12 protein-coding genes, 1 tRNA gene, 1 pseudogene and 2 riboswitches are annotated in these 15,850 nt (G+C 68.3%); of the genes and pseudogenes, 9 read left to right on the forward strand and 5 right to left on the reverse strand.

Translation table 11 applies throughout. The features are described 5' to 3' along the window. Positions 1-57: 57 nt before the first annotated feature. Positions 58-133 (reverse strand) — tRNA-Arg (locus HWX07_RS00005). 251 nt (positions 134-384) lie between these two features. Between HWX07_RS00005 and HWX07_RS00010 the strand changes: the two genes are divergently transcribed. Continuing rightward, positions 385-1,272, forward strand: a complete 888-nt coding sequence (locus HWX07_RS00010) for a c-type cytochrome (protein ID WP_175874688.1) — start codon at positions 385-387, stop codon at positions 1,270-1,272. Between the two features lie 112 nt (positions 1,273-1,384). Here the strand turns inward: HWX07_RS00010 and HWX07_RS00015 are convergent, their stop codons facing one another. After that, positions 1,385-3,472: a UvrD-helicase domain-containing protein gene (locus HWX07_RS00015; protein ID WP_175874689.1), complete on the reverse strand. Its 2,088-nt coding sequence runs from the start codon at positions 3,470-3,472 to the stop codon at positions 1,385-1,387. Positions 3,473-3,783: 311 nt separating this feature from the next. On the opposite strand from HWX07_RS00015, the gene HWX07_RS00020 reads away from it, so the two are divergent. The 8 genes from HWX07_RS00020 to HWX07_RS00055 all read left to right on the forward strand — a co-directional run bounded on the left by HWX07_RS00020 (position 3,784) and on the right by HWX07_RS00055 (position 14,451). After that, complete coding sequence (locus tag HWX07_RS00020; RefSeq protein WP_175874690.1) at positions 3,784-4,491, forward strand: SGNH/GDSL hydrolase family protein; 708 nt, start codon at positions 3,784-3,786, stop codon at positions 4,489-4,491. 523 nt (positions 4,492-5,014) lie between these two features. Beyond that, positions 5,015-6,067 (forward strand): oxidoreductase, encoded by a 1,053-nt coding sequence (locus HWX07_RS00025; protein WP_006477327.1) that lies wholly within the window; start codon positions 5,015-5,017, stop codon positions 6,065-6,067. A gap of 218 nt (positions 6,068-6,285) precedes the next feature. Continuing rightward, complete coding sequence (locus HWX07_RS00030) at positions 6,286-6,651, forward strand: hypothetical protein (protein WP_034174299.1); 366 nt, start codon at positions 6,286-6,288, stop codon at positions 6,649-6,651. 114 nt (positions 6,652-6,765) lie between these two features. Then, positions 6,766-6,869: riboswitch (glycine riboswitch) on the forward strand. A 33-nt stretch (positions 6,870-6,902) separates the two neighbouring features. Continuing rightward, positions 6,903-7,036, forward strand: a riboswitch (glycine riboswitch). Between the two features lie 83 nt (positions 7,037-7,119). Then, positions 7,120-8,238, forward strand: a complete 1,119-nt coding sequence (gene gcvT / locus HWX07_RS00035; RefSeq protein ID WP_175874691.1) for a glycine cleavage system aminomethyltransferase GcvT — start codon at positions 7,120-7,122, stop codon at positions 8,236-8,238. Positions 8,239-8,365: 127 nt separating this feature from the next. Next, positions 8,366-8,746 (forward strand): glycine cleavage system protein GcvH, encoded by a 381-nt coding sequence (gene gcvH, locus HWX07_RS00040; RefSeq protein ID WP_089466348.1) that lies wholly within the window; start codon positions 8,366-8,368, stop codon positions 8,744-8,746. Positions 8,747-8,807: 61 nt separating this feature from the next. Then, positions 8,808-11,735 (forward strand): aminomethyl-transferring glycine dehydrogenase, encoded by a 2,928-nt coding sequence (gene gcvP / locus HWX07_RS00045; protein ID WP_175874692.1) that lies wholly within the window; start codon positions 8,808-8,810, stop codon positions 11,733-11,735. 154 nt (positions 11,736-11,889) lie between these two features. Beyond that, on the forward strand, positions 11,890-13,032 hold the full coding sequence (locus HWX07_RS00050; RefSeq protein ID WP_105798302.1) for an alginate lyase family protein: 1,143 nt from the start codon (positions 11,890-11,892) through the stop codon (positions 13,030-13,032). 30 nt (positions 13,033-13,062) lie between these two features. Next, positions 13,063-14,451, forward strand: a complete 1,389-nt coding sequence (locus HWX07_RS00055; RefSeq protein WP_059503223.1) for an L-serine ammonia-lyase — start codon at positions 13,063-13,065, stop codon at positions 14,449-14,451. A gap of 59 nt (positions 14,452-14,510) precedes the next feature. Here the strand turns inward: HWX07_RS00055 and HWX07_RS00060 are convergent. From HWX07_RS00060 to HWX07_RS00070, 3 genes and pseudogenes are all read right to left on the reverse strand, one after another. Then, positions 14,511-14,746 (reverse strand): annotated as a pseudogene (locus HWX07_RS00060) (AbrB family transcriptional regulator). A gap of 182 nt (positions 14,747-14,928) precedes the next feature. Beyond that, entirely contained in the window at positions 14,929-15,213 is a 285-nt protein-coding gene (locus tag HWX07_RS00065) for a type II toxin-antitoxin system RelE/ParE family toxin (protein WP_175874694.1), read from the reverse strand. After that, a complete protein-coding gene (locus tag HWX07_RS00070) occupies positions 15,210-15,671 on the reverse strand; it encodes a hypothetical protein (protein WP_175875457.1) in 462 nt (153 codons plus the stop codon). Before HWX07_RS00070 ends, HWX07_RS00065 begins: the two co-directional genes overlap by 4 nt. Between the last annotated feature and the right edge of the window lie 179 nt (positions 15,672-15,850).

Below are 15,850 nucleotides of genomic sequence, written 5' to 3' on the forward strand. Positions count from 1 at the left end.
TCACTGAAGTGGGAGAAAACGATGAAGTAGCGAAACCGCTGGAAGCCTTACTAGGCTTGGCGCGCCCGGCTGGGATCGAACCAGCAACCCCTGCCTTCGGAGGGCAGTACTCTATCCATTGAGCTACGGGCGCGTGAGACAGTGAAGCGACCCCATATACAGGCCACCCACGATTGGCAAGACGGCAAGGATACCCGGTTTCGCATGACGCGTCCACCTTGCCTGCCGAATCGCCGCCGGGCACCGCTGCGTGCGGGTAAACACGCGCCATCGCGCCGCTCGCCGTGATGTAAACGTTCCGTCTATAATCGTCCGTGCTTCATTGGACTGCCATTTTGCCGTTGCACCGCGCTCACAATTCCTATTCATGGAGACGAGGCAAGCATGAGCGAAGCACCCCACGAATCTCCCGTCAAAACCCCCGGGCAGCTGATTGCCGTCATCATCGCGTCGTTCGCGATTCCGATCATCCTGATCGTCCTGTTCGCCAATTACGCGAACCATGCGTTCCGTTCCGGCGCCGGCACGGACGCGCTATCCGACGAGCAGGTCGCCGCACGTATCGCCCCGATCGCGAAGGTCGAGGTGAAGGACGCCAACGCACCCCGCACGTACAAGACCGGCGAGGAGGTCTACAAGGCCGTCTGCGTGACCTGCCACGGCACCGGCGCCGCCGGCGCGCCGAAGTTCGGCAACAAGGACGACTGGGCGCCGCGCATCTCGCAAGGCTTCGACACGCTGCTGAAGACGGCCCTCGCGGGCAAGGGCGCGATGCCGGCGCGCGGCGGCACGAGCCCCGACGACGTCAGCGACTATGAAATCGCCCGCGCGATCGTCTACATGGCGAACAACGACGGCGCGAACTTCCCCGAGCCGGCCGCACCGGCCGCCAACGCGGCGCAGCCCGCCAGCGGCGCGCCCGCGTCGGGCGCCGACGCGTCGAACGCGCAGGCCGCGGCCGCCATGGCCGCGATCGCCGCGATCCCGAAGGCCGGCGAAAAGCCCGCGGCCGCCCCGGCCGGCGCCGACGCGGCAACGGCCGGCAAGGCGCTGTACACGTCGACCTGCCAGGCCTGCCACGCGGCCGGCGTGCTGGGCGCGCCGAAGTTCGGCAGCAAGGAAGACTGGGCGCCGCGCCTGAAGGACTCGATGGATACGGTCTACAACTACGCGCTGCACGGCAAGGGCGCGATGCCGCCGAAGGGCGGCTCGAACGCGTCGGATGCCGACGTGAAGGCGGCCGTCGACTACATGGTCAACGCGGCGAAGTAACGACGTCGACCGGCCATCCGTTAAAAACCCCCGCGACGCACGCGCATCGCGGGGGTTTCGTTTTTGTGTCGCCGGTTAGCCGCGCCAGCGTGCGCGCGGCGGCGGCGCCGCGTCACTTCTGCAGCAATGCCTTCAGGCTCGCGAGCCGGTCCTTCGGCGACATCGGCGCTTCTTCCGGCGTCGGCGGCGGCGCTTCGTCGAGCCCCATCTCCGGGATGAAGCGCGACGGTTCGCACACGACCGTCTCGCGCGCCCGCTTGCGCTTCTTGCACCAGTTCAGGTGCAGGCTGCGCTGCGCACGGGTGATCGCGACGTACATCAGCCGACGCTCCTCCTCGATCCGCTCGTTGTCGATCGGGCCGTCGTCCTCGCTGCCGCCGCGGTGCGGCATGATGCCTTCCTCGACGCCGACCAGGAACACGTGCGGATACTCGAGCCCCTTCGACGCATGGACGGTCGACAGCCGCACGGCGTCCGGGTCCTCGTCCTTGCCCTCGAGCATCGACATCAGCGCGACGGTCTGGATCAGGCCGAGCAGGTTCTTGCCCGTATCGGCGAGCCCGTCCGCGTTGTGGAAACCTTCGGCCTCGCCGTCGACGGCTTCCGTCTCGGGTTTCGTGCCCTTGCGCTTCAGCCATTCGAGGAATTCGAGCACGTTCTGCCACTTCGATTGCGCCTGCCGCTCGTCGAACGCGTCGTAGAGATACGCCTCGTAGTGGATCGCCTCCATCATGTCGTCGAGCACGACGGTCGCGGGCTCCTTGTCCGCGCGCTCGGTCAGGCGCTGGATGAAGTCGCAGAACATCCGCAGCGGCTCGACCTGGCGCGCCGACAGCCGCGCCTCGATCCCGCCCATGTACACGGCCTCGAACAGCGACACCTTCGCCTGCCCCGCGAACGAGCCGAGCGCTTCCAGCGTCGTGTTGCCGATCCCGCGGCGCGGCGTCGTGACCGCGCGGATGAACGCGGGATCGTCGTCGGCGTTCGCGATCAGCCGCAGGTACGCGCACAGATCCTTGATCTCGGCCTTGTCGAAGAACGACTGGCCCCCCGACAGCACGTACGGAATCCGCTCGCGCCGCAGCACCTGCTCGAAGATGCGCGCCTGGAAATTGCCGCGGTACAGGATCGCGTAGTCGCGGAACTGCGCACGCCGCTCGAACTTGTGCGCGGACAGCCGGAACACGACCGATTCGGCCTCGTGCTCCTCGTCGTTACACGCCGTGACGGTGATCGAATCGCCCATCCCGTGCTCGGACCACAGCTTCTTCTCGAACAGCTTCGGGTTGTTCGCGATCACGTTGTTCGCGGCGGTCAGGATTCGCACCGTCGACCGGTAGTTCTGCTCGAGCTTGATCACGTGCAGCTTCGGGAAATCCTTGCCGAGCTGCGCGAGGTTCTCCAGCGTCGCGCCGCGCCAGCCGTAGATCGCCTGATCGTCGTCGCCGACCGCCGTGAACGCGGCGCGCGGGCCCGCGAGCTGCTTCAGCAGTTCGTACTGGCAAGCATTGGTGTCCTGGTACTCGTCGATCAGCAGGTAGCGCAGCTTGTTCTGCCAGCGGTCGCGCACCTGCTCGTTCTTCGCGAACAGCTCGGCCGGCAGGCGGATCAGGTCGTCGAAGTCGACCGCCTGGTACGCGTGCAGCGTCGCCACGTAGTTGCGGTAGACCAGCGCGGCCTGGTGCTCGTCCTCGTTGGCGGCGATCGCCATCGCTTCGTCGGGCATGATCAGGCCGTTCTTCCACAGCGAGATGATGCTCTGGATCTTGCGGATCAGCCCTTTGTCGGTGGTGCCGAGCTGCTCCTGGATCATTCCGAAGCAGTCGTCCGAATCCATGATCGAGAACTGCGGCTTCAGGCCGACGTGCTCGGCCTCCTGGCGCAGGATCTGCACGCCCAGCGAGTGGAACGTGCAGACGGTGAGCTGGTTGACGGGCACCTTGCGGCCTTCCTTGCCCGGCGTGGTGAGCGTCTTGCCTTCCAGCAGCTTCGAAACGCGCTCGCGCATTTCGGCGGCCGCCTTGTTCGTGAACGTGACGGCGGCGATATGGCGCGGCTCGAAGCCTTTCGCTTCGATCAGGTGCGCGATCTTCTGCGTGATCACGCGGGTCTTGCCGCTGCCTGCGCCGGCAAGCACGAGACAGGGACCGTCGAGATAGCGCACCGCTTCGTTCTGAGCGGGATTGAGGCCTGCTGACATGATGGCGGATGGTGTTGCTGGTTGACGGCGAAACGCCGGGAGGATGCCGTGCGCGGCAGGCTGGCGTAGCAGGCGGACACGCGGGCAGGACGCGCATGTTAACACGTCGGCGGCGCGTATTTCGGGCGCGCCGCCGGACGGGGGTGCACAGGCTTGCCGGGCGGGCGCGCCCTGTCCGTTCGGCGTGGTCGTGGCTGTCCGTTCGGTCAATCGGGCCCTGTCCGCGCTGCGATCGGACACAATATGTACTCCCTCGGCGCCATCCGCGCCGCCCCGCTTCAATGCGTTTCAATCACCGCCGGATCGACCTCATGGGATACCCGTTCGCCACCGCTGCCCTCGGCCCGCTGCTGTTCGCGCAAGGGCGCTACGTGCGCCGCGTCACGCCGCGGCTGCCCGAGGCGGCCGGCCCGCGCGACGGCGTGGCCGGGGACGGTCCGCCGCTGCGCGTGCTGGTGGTCGGCGATTCGGCCGCCGCGGGCGTCGGGGTCGCGACGCAGCACGATGCGCTCGCCGGGCAACTGGCGAGCGCGCTGGCGGCCACGCACCGCGTGCATTGGAAACTGCTCGCGCGCACCGGCCTGACCACGCTGGAGCTGGTCGACTGGCTCGCCGCCGAGCCGGCCGAGCCGTTCGACGTGGCCGTGACGTCGCTCGGCGTCAACGACGTGACGGGCGGCGTGCCGCCCGGGCGCTGGCTCGCGCAGCAGGCCGAGCTGGTGCGGCTGCTCGCCACGCGTTTCCAGGTCGGGCACGCGATCCTGTCGGCGGTGCCGCCGATGGAGCGCTTCCCGGCGCTGCCGCAGCCGCTCGCGTGGTATCTCGGGCAGCGCGCGAAGCGGCTCAACGCGGCGCTCGCCGGCTGGGCAGGCGCGCAACCGCACTGCACGTTCCTGCGGGTCGACCTGCCGCTCGAACGCCACTTGATGGCCGCCGACGGCTTCCATCCCGGCGCAGCCGCGTGCGCGGTGTGGGCCGCGCAGGTCGCGGCCGCCGTGCGGCAGCGGCCGGGCGGATGATGGGTAGCGTTCGGGGGCTGACTGCCGTCACGGCTTGCCGGGGGTTGGAGGCCGGGAGCCGGGGGCTTGGGAGGGCCGGGCCGGGCTTGGGCTTGGGCTTGGGCTTGGGCTTGGGCTTGGGCTTGGGCTTGGGCTTGGGCTTGGGCTTGGGCTTGGGCTTGGGCTTGGGCTTGGGCTTGGGCTTGGGCTTGGGCTTGGGCTTGGGCTTGGGCTTGGGCTTGGGCTTGGGCTTGGGCTTGGGCTTGGGCTTGGGCTTGGGCTTGGGCTTGGGCTTGGGCTTGGGCTTGGGCTTGGGCTTGGGCTTGGGCTTGGCTTGGGCCGGAGCCGCGAACCACTCAACCATACCGCGGCGCAGCGTGCGATCCCGCGCAAAATGCCGGCATTCCCCGCGCAAGCGCCGCCTCGCTCCGTGCATTTCGCCCGACGCGTCTGTGCAAGCAGCGGCGCCATGCCAAAATAGCCGGTCGTCCTCGCGCCGCTCCGGCGCGCCATCCTTTAGTTTCCTTCGCAGCCAGGAATTGCCATGTCGTCATTGCTCAGGATTGGTTTGATGGGTTTCGGTTTCGCCGGCGCGACGTTCCACGCGCCGGTGATCGCCACGAGCGGCCGCACCGAAGTCGCCGCGATCGCGACGGGTCAGCCCGATCGCGCGCAGGCCGCGTATCCGGGCGCGCGCATCGTCCCCGATCTCGACACGCTGCTCGGCCTCGATGACATCGAATGCGTGGTGATCGCCACGCCGAACGACACCCACTTCACGCTCGCGCGCCAGGTGCTCGAAGCCGGCCGCCACGTAGTCGTCGACAAGCCCGTCACGCTCACCGCCGACGAGGCGCTCGCCCTCGCGCGGCTCGCGAACGCGCGCAGCCGGCTGTTCGCGCCGTTCCACAACCGCCGCTGGGACGGCGATTTCCTCACCGTGCGCCGGATCGTCGAATCGGGCGAGTTGGGCCGCCTCACCTACTTCGCGTCGCACTTCGACCGCTTCCGGCCGACGCCGCGCACGCGCTGGCGCGAGGAGCCGGCCCGCGGCGGCGGCCTGCTGCTCGACCTCGGCCCGCACCTGATCGACCAGGCGCTCGCGCTGTTCGGCACGCCGGAAACGGTGAGCGCCACCGTCAAGACGCGCCGCGACAACGGCACGGCACCCGATTTCGTGCACCTGCTGCTCGGCTATCCGGACAAGGACGTCGCGCTGCATGCGAGCGCGCTGTCGGCGATCGAGCCCGCGCGCTTCACGCTGCACGGCACGCGCGGCAGCTACCAGAAGTTCGGGCTCGACACGCAGGAAGACCAGCTCAAGGCCGGCCTTACCGCGGACGACGTCGAATTCGGCGGCGGCAATCCGCCCGGCCTGCTGCGCGTGCTCGACGGCGACCTCGAGGTCGAGCGGCCGGTGCCGACGCTCGACGGCCAGTACGCGGAGTTCTACCGCGCGCTCGCCGCGTCGATCCGCGACGGCGCGCCGTTTCCCGTCACCGCGCAGGACGCGGTCGACGTGATGACGATCATCGAGCTCGCCGCGCAGAGCGAACACGACGGCCGCCGGGTGCCGTTCGTGCGTCGCACGGTCTGACGGCCACCGGCCGGGTCCGTGCCGACCCGGCCGCCCTCCGCGCCACGCGGCCAGGCATCGGCACCAGCACCGGCGGCGCTTGCATCTGCCGTCATGTCCCCCGCGGCCACGACTCCGAACATTCCGTTACAAATGGTGCGGGAACGAAAGTCAGCGGTCGTCCGGTCTGACGCGTTTCTCAAAAAGTCGATTCGACACTTATCCGTCAGGAGAATGTGATGCAACGGTTCATTCGCGCAGCGGCATGCTGCGTCCTGGTTTCCTCGCTCGCGGCCTGTATCGTGCAGCCGCAGCGGCCGGCCCGGCAGGCGCCTCCGCCGCCACGACCGAATCCGCAGGTCGTCGCGAACGACCGCATGCAGGAGGTCCAGGGCCGGATCGACAATCTGCATCGCCGGATCGACGCGCGCGTGAACGGCGGCTACTACCCGCCGCCCTACGGGGCGCAGCTGCACCACCGTCTCGACGTGATCCGCCAGGAAGCGAACGACATGTCGGCCCAGCACAACGGCGGCCTGTCCGGCGACGAGCAGCGCGTGCTGAACCAGGAACTCGACACGGCCGCGCGCGCGATCGGCGAGTAACGCGCCGGCGCCTGCCGGAGCGCAGAAAAGCGGCGGCGCCGGCCGCCGCCGCTTGTCGCGAAGCGACATTCTTTTGCTCAAATTGACAAGGCCCACCCGCTCGCGTACAGTCGCCCGCACGCGTCGGGAGAGCGTGTGACCGGGTCGTTCCGACACCGGTTGCGCCGCCGAAGGGGCACACCCGCAAACTCTCAGGCAAAAGGACCGACCGCGTCGGGGAATCGCGTCCGCGCACTGCGCGGGCCATACTCTCCCCGCACTCTGGAGAGCGGCAGTAGCCCGCAGCGCATTGGCTGCGCGGGCAAGCTGCCCACCGAAGGGGCGCGCGTTCGCCGGGCTTGGCCCGCAGCGCAATCTCTCAGGTATCGAGGACAGAGGGGCATGTACCGGATCGCTCGAGGCCATCGGCCGCGGCGGTCGGCACATGGCCGTTCTGATCCGCGCGCAAGCGCCTTGCCTGAGGCCTCGATGACTGCACTGAATCACACCCCGCTCAACGCCGCGCACCGCGCGCTCAATGCCCGCATGGTCGACTTCGGCGGCTGGGACATGCCCGTCAACTACGGCTCGCAGATCGAAGAACACGCTGCCGTGCGCACCGACGCCGGCATGTTCGACGTGTCGCACATGTGCGTCGTCGATTTCACCGGCAGCCGCGTGCGCGCGTTCTTCGAGCATGCGATCGCGAACCACGTCGGCAAGCTCAAGACACCCGGCAAGGCGCTCTACTCGTGCCTGCTCAACCCGCAGGGCGGCGTCATCGACGATCTGATCGTCTATTACTTCACCGAAGAATTCTTCCGCGTGGTCGTCAACGCCGGCACCGCCGAGAAAGACATCGCGTGGTTCAACCAGCTGAACGAGCAAGGCGGCTACGGCCTGACCATCGCGCCGCGCCGCGATTTCGCGATCGTCGCCGTGCAGGGTCCGAACGCCCGTGAAAAGGTCTGGGCGACGGTGCCGTCCGCCCGCGCCGCCACCAGCGAACTCAAGCCGTTCAACGCCGCGCAGGTCGCCGGCACGCCGTTCGGCGATCTCACCGTCGCGCGCACCGGCTACACCGGCGAAGACGGCTTCGAAGTGATCGTCCCGGCCGTGCACGTCGAAGCATTGTGGAACGCCCTCCAGCAAAACGGCGTGCGTCCGTGCGGGCTCGGCGCGCGCGACACGCTGCGCCTCGAGGCCGGCATGAACCTGTACGGCCAGGACATGGACGACACCGTCTCCCCGCTCGACGCGGGCCTTGCGTGGACGGTCGACCTCACCGCGCCGCGCGACTTCGTCGGCCGCGCCGCCCTGGAAGCCAACGGCACGCGCGCCGCGTTCGTCGGCCTGATCCTGCAGAAGGAAAACGGCAAGGCGGGCGGCGTGCTGCGCGCGCACCAGAAGGTCGTCACGCCGCACGGCGAAGGCGAGATCACGAGCGGCACGTTCTCGCCGTCGATGCAGGAATCGATCGCGTTCGCGCGCGTGCCGGCGGCCGTCCAGATCGGCGACATCGTCCAGGTGCAAATTCGAGACAAGAATCTTCCCGCGCGCGTGGTAAAACTGCCGTTCGTGCGCAACGGCAAGGTCCTCGCTGCGTAACGACCGAGAGGCGGCCGCGGGGCCGCCTTCCGGCCAAGCCGGGAGATGGCGCCCGGCGCAACCCTATTCGGCGTGCCATGGCGGCGCGCCAGCAGAACGAACACACCCTTTTATCCAGGAGCATCCGATGAGCAACGTCCCGGCCGATCTGAAGTACACCGACGAACATGAGTGGATCCGCACCGAGGCGGACGGCACGCTGACGGTCGGCATCACCGATCACGCGCAGAGCACGCTCGGCGACATCGTCTTCCTCGAACTGCCCGAAGTCGGCAAGTCGGTGAACGCGGGCGACGCCGTCGGCGTCGTCGAATCGGTGAAGGCGGCATCCGACATCTACTCGCCGGTGTCCGGCGAGATCGTCGCCATCAACGAAGCGGCCACCGACTCGCCGGAAGACGTGAACGGCGACGCATACGGCGTGTGGCTCTTCAAGATCAAGCTCGCGGCCGGCGCATCGACCGACAAGCTGATCGACGCCGACGCCTACAGCAAGCTGATCGACTAATTTTCCTTACCCGAACCGCGCGCGGCCGGGCAGCCGGCCCGCGCGGGACCAGAGTCACGCCATGAAGCTCGAACACCCGGACCGCCTGATGAACCGCACGCCCCTCTCGCTCGCCGCGCTCGAAACGCATGACGCGTTCGCCGAACGCCACATCGGCCCCGACGCCGCCAGCCAGCAGGCCATGCTCGACACGCTCGGCTTCGCGTCGCGCGCCGCCCTGATCGACGCCGTGATCCCGGCCTCGATCCGCCGCGCCGAAACGCTGCCGCTCGGCCCGTTCGCGCAGCCGAAGAGCGAGGCCGAAGCCCTCGCCGCGCTGCGTGCGCTCGCGGACAAGAACCAGGTGTTCCGCTCGTATATCGGCCAGGGTTATCACGACACGCACACGCCGGCCGTGATCCTGCGCAACGTGCTCGAAAACCCGGCGTGGTACACGGCCTACACGCCGTACCAGCCCGAAATTTCCCAGGGCCGCCTCGAGGCGCTCCTGAACTTCCAGCAGATGGTGGCCGACCTCACGGGCCTCGCGATCTCGAACGCGTCGCTGCTGGATGAAGCAACGGCCGCGGCCGAAGCGATGACGTTGCTGCAACGTACCGGCAAGCCGAAGTCGAACGTGTTCTACGTGGCCGACGACGTGCTGCCGCAAACGCTCGAAGTGATCCGCACGCGCGCGCTGCCGATCGGCATCGAGGTCAAGACCGGCCCGGCCGCCGACGCCGCGCAGGCGAATGCGTTCGGCGTGCTGCTGCAGTACCCGGGCGTGAACGGCGACGTGCGCGACTACCGCGCGCTCACCGAGGCGATCCACGCGGCCGGCGGCCACGTGGTCGTCGCGGCCGACCTGCTCGCGCTCACCGTGCTGACGCCGCCCGGCGAATGGGGCGCGGACGTCGCGATCGGCAACACGCAGCGCTTCGGCGTGCCAATGGGCTTCGGCGGCCCGCACGCCGCCTACATGGCCGTGCGCGACGAATTCAAGCGCCAGATGCCGGGCCGCCTCGTCGGCGTGACGGTCGACGCGCAGGGCAAGCCCGCGCTGCGCCTCGCGCTGCAGACGCGCGAACAGCACATCCGCCGCGAGAAGGCGACGTCGAACGTGTGTACCGCGCAGGCGCTGCTCGCGATCATGGCCAGCATGTACGCGGTCTACCACGGCCCGCACGGCCTCAAGACGATCGCGCTGCGCGTGAACCGCATCGCGGCGCTGCTCGCGGCCGGCGTGAAACAGCTCGGCTTCGCGACCGTCAACGACACGTTCTTCGACACGCTGACGATCGACACCGGCGCGCGCACCGCGCAGGTCCACGAATTCGCGAAGGCGAAGCGCATCAACCTGCGCCGCGTGAGCGACACGCAAGTCGGCGTATCGGTCGACGAAACGACGACGCGCGACGACCTCGCCGATCTCCTCGACGTGTTCGCGCAGGCCGCGGGCGGCACCGCGCCGGCCGTCGATGCGCTGGACGCGGGCCTTGCCGGCGTCGCCGCGCTGCCGGCCGGCCTCGAGCGCACGAGCGCGTACCTGACGCACCACGTGTTCAACCGCCACCATTCCGAAACCGAAATGCTGCGCTACCTGCGCAGCCTGTCGGACAAGGATCTCGCGCTCGACCGCTCGATGATCCCGCTCGGCTCGTGCACGATGAAGCTCAACGCGACGTCGGAAATGCTGCCAGTCACGTGGCCCGAGTTCGGCGGCATCCACCCGTTCGCGCCGGCCGAGCAGACCGTCGGCTACCGCGAGATGATCGATCAGCTCGAGGAAATGCTCGTCGCGGCCACCGGCTACGCGGCCGTGTCGCTGCAGCCGAACGCCGGCTCGCAAGGCGAGTACGCGGGTCTGCTGATCATCCACGCGTACCACGCATCGCGCGGCGAAGGCCATCGCGACGTGTGCCTGATCCCGGCGTCCGCGCACGGCACGAACCCGGCATCCGCGCACATGGCCGGCATGAAGGTCGTGGTCGTCGCCTGCGACGCGCAGGGCAACGTCGACATCGCCGACCTGAAGGCGAAGGCCGAGCAGCACTCGGCGAACCTCGCGGCGATCATGATCACGTATCCGTCGACGCACGGCGTGTTCGAGCAGAACGTCCGCGAGATCTGCGAGATCGTCCATGCGCACGGCGGCCAGGTGTACGTCGACGGCGCGAACATGAACGCGATGGTCGGCCTGACCGCGCCGGGTCAGTTCGGCGGCGACGTGTCGCATCTGAACCTGCACAAGACCTTCTGCATCCCGCACGGCGGCGGCGGCCCGGGCGTCGGCCCGGTCGCGGTCGGCGCGCACCTCGCGAAGTTCCTGCCGAACCAGCGCTCGACCGGCTACGCCCGCGCGGAAGACGGCATCGGCGCGGTGTCGGCCGCGCCGTACGGCTCGGCGTCGATCCTGCCGATCTCGTGGATGTACATCGCGATGATGGGCGCGAAGAACCTGACCGCCGCGACCGAAACCGCGATCCTCAACGCGAACTACATCGCGAAGCGCCTCGCGCCGCACTACCCGGTGCTGTATTCGGGCCCGGGCGGGCTGGTCGCGCACGAGTGCATTCTCGACCTGCGCCCGATCAAGGAATCGAGCGGCATCAGCGTCGACGACGTCGCGAAGCGCCTGATGGACTACGGCTTCCACGCGCCGACGATGAGCTTCCCGGTGCCGGGCACGCTGATGGTCGAGCCGACCGAATCGGAATCGCAGGAAGAACTCGACCGCTTCATCGCCGCGATGATCGCGATCCGCGAGGAAATCCGCGCGGTCGAGGAAGGCCGCGCCGATCGCGAGGACAACCCGCTGCGTCACGCGCCGCACACGGCGGCCGTCGTCACCGCGAACGAATGGCCGCACGCGTACTCGCGCGAGCAGGCCGCGTACCCGGTCGCGTCGCTCGGCACGAACAAGTACTGGCCGCCGGTCGGCCGTGCGGACAACGCGTACGGCGACCGCAACCTGTTCTGCTCGTGCGTGCCGATGTCGGACTACGCATAACGCCCGTCTCGCACCGGAGCGTCCGACCGTGAACCCGCCGCACGCAGCCACCGGTTGCGTGCGGTTTTTACGTTCGCCGCCCGCCCAACCGTTTCACGCTCGCCCGCCAATCCGGCTAACATCACACGCGATCCAGCCAATGAAGGAGTTCCGCATGGTGCGTCCGATGTTTCCGGGCCATGGTGCAACAGCGCGGCGGCCGCGCACCCGCGCAGGCCGCTACGTGCCGACGCTCGTCGCAGCACTGTCGCTGGCCGCCGCCGGCCTCGGCGTGTCCGGCAGTGCGCGCGCGGCGATGAATTTCTGCGCGGCGCCGGCGCTGCAGGCGAGCGAGACGACGCAGGCCGAACCGGGCGTGCAGGCGCTGATTCGCAGCGTCGACGCGCGCATCGGCGAGCAGCCGAAGGCGATGGCACGCGTGCACACCGAGGGCACGCTGCCGCACGAAGGCATCTATGACCAGAGTGCGGCCGCGCTCAAGGACATGGACCTGATGCGCGATGCGGCGCTCGCGTGGCGCGTGACGAACGCGCCGCGCTACCTGCAGCTCGTCGACCGCTTCCTGTCCGCGTGGGTCTCGACCTACCAGCCGAGCTTCAACCCGATCGACGAGACGCGCTTCGAGAGCCTGATCGTCGCGTACGACATGACCGCGAGCGCGCTGCCGGTAAAGACGCGCAACGCGACGGCCGCGTTCATCGCGAAGCTCGGCGCCGGCTATGTCGCGCAGGTCGACGCGCAGAAGCGCCCGCTCACCGGCACCTGGCGCAACAACTGGCAGAGCCACCGGATCAAGCTGATCGCGCTGTCCGCGTTCACGCTCGGCGACCGCAAGATGATGAACGCCGCGCAGCGGCTGTTCGTCGAGCATCTCGCCGACAACATCGGCCCGGACGGCAAGACCTGGGATTTCGAGGAACGCGATGCGCTGCATTACGCGGTCTACGATCTGCAGCCGCTGGTGACGGCCGCGCTCGCCGCGCGCCGCTTCAACCGCAACTGGCTGCGCGAGCGCGGCGCGAACGGCGCGACGCTCGCGGCCGCGCTCGACTGGCTCGTGCCGTACGCGCTCGGCGAGAAAACCCACGAGGAATTCGTGAATTCGCCGGTGCCGTTCGACGCAAAGCGCCGCGAGGCCGGCTTGCCGGGCTACACGGGGCAGTGGGACCCGAAAAACGCCACCGAACTCTTTCATCTGGCCGCGCGGCTCGACGGGCGCTATGCCCGCGTCGCGCAGCAGCTTTCCCCAACGCCGCCCGCATGGCTCGCCGCGTGCCTGCCCTTGCAGGCGCGCTAGCATCATTCTTATCGCAAGGCAGGTATCGAAATGGCAGTCAGCGTGTTTGACCTCTTCAAGATCGGCATCGGTCCGTCCAGTTCGCACACGGTCGGACCGATGCGCGCGGCGCTGATGTTCGTCCAGGGCCTCGAGCGCGACGGGCTGCTCGACGCGACGGCCCACGTGAAGGTCGAGCTGTACGGCTCGCTCGGCGCCACCGGCAAGGGCCACGGCACCGACCGCGGCGTGATGCTCGGCCTGCTCGGCGACGCGCCCGACACCGTCGATCCCGACACGATCGACGCGCGGCTGGAGGACATCCGCAAGACGAAGCAGCTCGCGCTGCTCGGCACGCATCCGGTGCCGTTCGTGCTGAAGGAGAACATCGCGTTCTACCGTCAGGCGCTGCCCGAACATCCGAACGGGATGAAGCTGCGCGCGAGCGACGCGAACGGCGCGGTGCTGGTCGAGCGCACTTATCTGTCGGTCGGCGGCGGCTTCGTCGTGACGGCCGGCGCACCGAACACCAAGGTGCTGAGCGCGGCCGAGCAGATGACGCACCCGTTCCGTACCGGCGCGGAGCTGCTCGCGCTGACCGCGTCGACCGGCAAGTCGATCGCGCAGCTGATGTGGGAAAACGAACGCGCGTGGCACACCGAGGAAGAAACGCGCGACGGGCTGCTGAAGATCTGGGCCGTGATGCAGTCGTGCGTGTCGCGCGGCTGCGGGATCGGCAATCCCGATGCCGACGGCAACCTGCCCGGCCCGTTCCAGGTCAAGCGCCGCGCGCCGCAGCTGTACCGCACGCTGACGGGCAGCCCGGAGCGCGCGCTGCAGGACCCGCTGTCGATGATCGACTGGATCAACCTGTACGCGATCGCGGTCAACGAGGAAAACGCGGCCGGCGGTCGCGTCGTCACCGCGCCGACCAACGGCGCGGCCGGCATCATCCCGGCGGTGCTGCATTACTACACGCGCTTCACGCCGGGCGCGAACGAACAGGGCGTGATCGACTTCCTGCTGACGGCCGCCGCGATCGGCATCCTGTACAAGCTCAACGCGTCGATCTCGGGCGCGGAAGTCGGCTGCCAGGGCGAAGTGGGCGTCGCGTGCTCGATGGCGGCAGGCGCGCTCGCGGCCGTGCTCGGCGGCACCCCGCAGCAGGTCGAGAACGCGGCCGAGATCGGGATGGAACACAACCTCGGCCTGACCTGCGACCCGGTGGGCGGGATGGTGCAGATCCCGTGCATCGAGCGCAACGCGATGGCGTCGGTGAAGGCCGTCAACGCGGCGCGCATGGCGCTGCGCGGCGACGGCTCGCACTACGTGTCGCTCGACTCCGTGATCAAGACGATGCGCGAGACGGGCGCCGACATGAAGACCAAGTACAAGGAAACGTCGCGCGGCGGGCTGGCGGTGAATATCGTCGAGTGCTGATGCGGGAGCCGGCGGTCATGGAGGACGCTCCGCGTCTCGCATGACCGTCGGGTGCACAATCACCCATCCTTGCGTTCGGCCTGCTCCTGGTCGCCATGCCCTTCGGCCATGAAATTCGGCCCGAATTGAGCGAACTTCTCGAGCACGTGGGTCAAAGGCCGTCGCACCGGCCGAATACGGATCTCGTCGCCGACGCGCTTGATTTCCAGCTCGATATCGCTGCATTCATAGGCGAAGTCGGCAGGAATTTGCACGGCCTGCGCGCTGCCATTCCAAATACCCTTGTGGTGCGCATGTCGTTCTCCCACGTCTGGACGTACCGGAGATAGACGTAAATCATGCAGTCGATGATGCGCGCCCTGGCGCGCGCATGTCATCCACCCGGCATCAATTCGAAAACACACGCGGCCCCGGCAGTCTTTTCCGTCCCGGACTTGGCCCGCCACACCCGGTGAATCAGCCGGCGCAAATATCGCATCACGGCCACTGCCGCCGCGCATGCAGCACGCGGAGAATCTCCACGATGCCCTCGGCCGGCCGGAGGCGGTACACAAGCACATAGTTCGGCGCGACCGCCAGCTCACGCGTGCCGGCCACCCGCCCTTGCCGATACAACTCGGCATGGGCCGGTAGCGCCGCCGCCCTTTCTTCCAGCAGTTCGTCGAGTTCGAGCGCGGCCAGCGGGTCGTCCTCGGCGATGTATTCCATGATCGCGGCGCGATCCTCGTACGCCTTCGGATTCCAGTGCAACGCGAGGGTCAAGAAGCATCCCCGCGCTTGCCTGCAAGCCGCTCACGCAACGCCGCACGGCGCGACGCGAAGTTGGCGCTGACTTCGGCGTCCGGAATCGATGCACGCGGGTCGTCCAGCGCCTGCTGCACCTGCTCGCGAAACCAGCGATCGTGCGCCGCTGCCTCGTGTGCCGCCTTCAACGCCACCGCGCGATCGGGCCGGGTCGCCCGGCCGGCCGCGTCCGGGTCGAATGCCGACGCATCCACATCGAACCGGTTGATGCCGATGTCGCGCAGAAAGCCGACCAGCGTTTCAAAACGGCGAAACACCCGCACGTCGCCGCGCTTGGCCGACAGGAAGCGCTCGTGCGCGCCGCAACGGGCCGACAGCGCCCAGCCGTTGCCGCAACCGACCACGCGGGCCGCACGGACCGCGCCGGCTTCGACCAGCTCCGTCAGCGTCTTTTGATCAATCGTTTCGGTCGTCATGGCGATTCTCGCCCCCTTTTCTCCACGCATTCGCTGAAATTTTACTATTAAGTGATATCCCGATTTATTGTTATTTGGGATGCCCGCTTTCGGATCGAGACAAACGTCAGCCCGCCATCCGTAGCGCCCACTTTCCGCCGTCACGCAAGCGGGCACAAGCTGGCCGGATGGCCAATCGA

The organism is Burkholderia sp. BCC0097 (assembly GCF_902832985.1).
In the GTDB taxonomy this organism is placed as follows: domain Bacteria; phylum Pseudomonadota; class Gammaproteobacteria; order Burkholderiales; family Burkholderiaceae; genus Burkholderia; species Burkholderia orbicola.

What these genes read in the sequence shown, in the direction of transcription:
- HWX07_RS00070 (WP_175875457.1), bottom strand. Translation starts at nt 15,671, where the DNA reads ATGACGACCGAAACGATTGATCAAAAGACGCTGACGGAGCTGGTCGAA.
- HWX07_RS00050 (WP_105798302.1), top strand. Translation starts at nt 11,890, where the DNA reads ATGGTGCGTCCGATGTTTCCGGGCCATGGTGCAACAGCGCGGCGGCCG.
- HWX07_RS00015 (WP_175874689.1), bottom strand. Translation starts at nt 3,472, where the DNA reads ATGTCAGCAGGCCTCAATCCCGCTCAGAACGAAGCGGTGCGCTATCTC.
- HWX07_RS00030 (WP_034174299.1), top strand. Translation starts at nt 6,286, where the DNA reads ATGCAACGGTTCATTCGCGCAGCGGCATGCTGCGTCCTGGTTTCCTCG.
- HWX07_RS00020 (WP_175874690.1), top strand. Translation starts at nt 3,784, where the DNA reads ATGGGATACCCGTTCGCCACCGCTGCCCTCGGCCCGCTGCTGTTCGCG.
- gcvT (WP_175874691.1), top strand. Translation starts at nt 7,120, where the DNA reads ATGACTGCACTGAATCACACCCCGCTCAACGCCGCGCACCGCGCGCTC.
- HWX07_RS00010 (WP_175874688.1), top strand. Translation starts at nt 385, where the DNA reads ATGAGCGAAGCACCCCACGAATCTCCCGTCAAAACCCCCGGGCAGCTG.
- HWX07_RS00025 (WP_006477327.1), top strand. Translation starts at nt 5,015, where the DNA reads ATGTCGTCATTGCTCAGGATTGGTTTGATGGGTTTCGGTTTCGCCGGC.
- gcvH (WP_089466348.1), top strand. Translation starts at nt 8,366, where the DNA reads ATGAGCAACGTCCCGGCCGATCTGAAGTACACCGACGAACATGAGTGG.
- HWX07_RS00055 (WP_059503223.1), top strand. Translation starts at nt 13,063, where the DNA reads ATGGCAGTCAGCGTGTTTGACCTCTTCAAGATCGGCATCGGTCCGTCC.
- gcvP (WP_175874692.1), top strand. Translation starts at nt 8,808, where the DNA reads ATGAAGCTCGAACACCCGGACCGCCTGATGAACCGCACGCCCCTCTCG.